Origin of the sequence: Acidovorax sp. Root568, from assembly GCF_001427445.1 — a bacterium.
Lineage (GTDB): Bacteria > Pseudomonadota > Gammaproteobacteria > Burkholderiales > Burkholderiaceae_C > Acidovorax > Acidovorax delafieldii.
Map to the genome: position 1 here is coordinate 752501 of NZ_LMGP01000001.1, position 3419 is coordinate 755919.

The window sequence follows — 3419 nt, forward strand, 5'->3', positions numbered from 1 at the left end:
GTTTAGTGCAGACCGTGCCCCTGGTGACAAATTTTTGATTGCGTCAAAACGAATGTTCAATGAGCAAACGTGATTGCGAAAGTGATTGCGAAGTAATTTGAACTCAGTAATGACGAATGTTTCTTGATAGTGATATCGAGGAATTATTCACATTACGGCATAACGCGCCAGGTGAAAGACCTGGCAAGTCCTTGAGATGACGGCGATATCTTGAAAGAGATGTCAAAGTTATAGGGTCAAGTGACTAAGAGCATGTGGTGGATGCCTTGGCGATTACAGGCGACGAAAGACGTGATAGCCTGCGATAAGCTTCGGGGAGCTGGCAAATAAGCTTTGATCCGGAGATTTCTGAATGGGGAAACCCACCTCGCAAGAGGTATCGCATACTGAATACATAGGTATGCGAGGCGAACCGGGTGAACTGAAACATCTCAGTAGCTCGAGGAAAAGACATCAACCGAGATTCCGAAAGTAGTGGCGAGCGAAATCGGAAGAGCCTTCTAGTGATAGCACGACTGTTAGCAAAACGGGATGGAAAGCCCGGCCATAGCAGGTGATAGCCCTGTATGCGAAAACAGACGTGTGGTACTAAGTTAGAGAAAAGTAGGGCGGGACACGAGAAATCCTGTCTGAATATGGGGGGACCATCCTCCAAGGCTAAATACTCGTAATCGACCGATAGTGAACCAGTACCGTGAGGGAAAGGCGAAAAGAACCCCGGGAGGGGAGTGAAATAGATCCTGAAACCGCATGCTTACAAAAAGTAGGAGCCCGCAAGGGTGACTGCGTACCTTTTGTATAATGGGTCAGCGACTTACATTCAGTGGCAAGGTTAACCGAATAGGGAAGCCGTAGAGAAATCGAGTCCGAATAGGGCGAATCAGTCGCTGGGTGTAGACCCGAAACCAAGTGATCTATCCATGGCCAGGATGAAGGTGCCGTAACAGGTACTGGAGGTCCGAACCCACTAGTGTTGCAAAACTAGGGGATGAGCTGTGGATAGGGGTGAAAGGCTAAACAAACTTGGAAATAGCTGGTTCTCTCCGAAAACTATTTAGGTAGTGCCTCAAGTATTACCTGCGGGGGTAGAGCACTGTTTAGGCTAGGGGGTCATGGCGACTTACCAAACCTATGCAAACTCCGAATACCGCAGAGTACAGCTTGGGAGACAGAGCACCGGGTGCTAACGTCCGGACTCAAGAGGGAAACAACCCAGACCGCCAGCTAAGGTCCCTAAAATTGGCTAAGTGGGAAACGAAGTGGGAAGGCTAAAACAGTCAGGATGTTGGCTTAGAAGCAGCCATCATTTAAAGAAAGCGTAATAGCTCACTGATCGAGTCGTCCTGCGCGGAAGATGTAACGGGGCTAAGCCAGTTACCGAAGCTGCGGATTTGCAATTTATTGCAAGTGGTAGGAGAGCGTTCTGTAGGCCTGTGAAGGTGTCTGGTAACGGATGCTGGAGGTATCAGAAGTGCGAATGCTGACATGAGTAGCGTTAAAGGGGGTGAAAAGCCCCCTCGCCGTAAGCGCAAGGTTTTCTACGCAACGTTCATCGGCGTAGAGTGAGTCGGCCCCTAAGGCGAGGCAGAGATGCGTAGCTGATGGGAAACAGGTCAATATTCCTGTACCGATCAATAGTGCGATGTGGGGACGGAGAAGGTTAGCTCAGCCAACTGTTGGATATGTTGGTTCAAGCCTGTAGTCGTGCTCGGTAGGCAAATCCGCCGGGCTTAGATGAGGGGTGATAACGAGTCTGCTTGCAGACGAAGTGAGTGATACCCTGCTTCCAGGAAAAGCCACTAAGCTTCAGCTATTGACGACCGTACCGCAAACCGACACTGGTGCGCGAGATGAGTATTCTAAGGCGCTTGAGAGAACTCAGGAGAAGGAACTCGGCAAATTGATACCGTAACTTCGGGAGAAGGTATGCCCCAAGTAGGTGAACTCGTACAGAGGGAGCCCAACGGGGTTGCAAAAAATCGGTGGCTGCGACTGTTTAATAAAAACACAGCACTCTGCAAACACGAAAGTGGACGTATAGGGTGTGACGCCTGCCCGGTGCTGGAAGATTAAATGATGGGGTGCAAGCTCTTGATTGAAGTCCCAGTAAACGGCGGCCGTAACTATAACGGTCCTAAGGTAGCGAAATTCCTTGTCGGGTAAGTTCCGACCTGCACGAATGGCGTAACGATGGCCACACTGTCTCCTCCTGAGACTCAGCGAAGTTGAAATGTTTGTGATGATGCAATCTCCCCGCGGAAAGACGGAAAGACCCCATGAACCTTTACTGTAGCTTTGTATTGGACTTTGAACAGATCTGTGTAGGATAGGTGGGAGGCTTTGAAGTGAGGACGCTAGTTCTCATGGAGCCAACGTTGAAATACCACCCTGGTGTGTTTGAGGTTCTAACCTAGGTCCATTATCTGGATCGGGGACAGTGCATGGTAGGCAGTTTGACTGGGGCGGTCTCCTCCCAAAGCGTAACGGAGGAGTTCGAAGGTACGCTAGTTACGGTCGGACATCGTGACGATAGTGCAATGGCATAAGCGTGCTTAACTGCGAGACTGACAAGTCGAGCAGATGCGAAAGCAGGACATAGTGATCCGGTGGTTCTGTATGGAAGGGCCATCGCTCAACGGATAAAAGGTACTCTGGGGATAACAGGCTGATACCGCCCAAGAGTTCATATCGACGGCGGTGTTTGGCACCTCGATGTCGGCTCATCTCATCCTGGGGCTGTAGCCGGTCCCAAGGGTATGGCTGTTCGCCATTTAAAGAGGTACGTGAGCTGGGTTTAAAACGTCGTGAGACAGTTTGGTCCCTATCTTCCGTGGGCGCTGCAGATTTGAGGAAGCCTGCTCCTAGTACGAGAGGACCGGAGTGGACACACCTCTGGTGTATCGGTTGTCACGCCAGTGGCATTGCCGAGTAGCTAAGTGTGGAAGAGATAACCGCTGAAAGCATCTAAGCGGGAAACTCGTTTCAAGATGAGATCTGCCGGGGCCTTGAGCCCCCTAAAGAGTCGTTCAAGACCAGGACGTTGATAGGTCAGGTGTGGAAGCGCAGTAATGCGTTAAGCTAACTGATACTAATTGCTCGTGCGGCTTGACCCTATAACTTTGATAGCCAAAACGCAACCAGCGTGAAGCTCAAAGTCTGTTATGCCAAGTTAGACGCAGTCAAAACACAAACATCTGATTCCAGACTCTATGAATTCGCCAGGCAGTTCACAAAAACTGCCCAGCACCAAGTTATGCCTGATGACCATAGCAAGTTGGTCCCACTCCTTCCCATCCCGAACAGGACAGTGAAACGACTTTGCGCCGATGATAGTGCGGGTTCCCGTGTGAAAGTAGGTCATCGTCAGGCTCTTACAGCCCAGAAAACCCCAGTCAGATATGACTGGGGTTTTTTGCTTT

Annotated in this window: 2 rRNA genes; both read left to right on the plus strand. The window is 50.2% G+C overall.

The window, feature by feature from the left end:
• Window positions 1-234 precede the first annotated feature (234 nt).
• Window positions 235-3113, plus strand: a 23S ribosomal RNA gene (locus tag ASD75_RS03425).
• Window positions 3114-3256: 143 nt separating this feature from the next.
• Window positions 3257-3369, plus strand: a 5S ribosomal RNA gene (gene rrf, locus ASD75_RS03430).
• The last annotated feature ends 50 nt before the right edge of the window (window positions 3370-3419 follow it).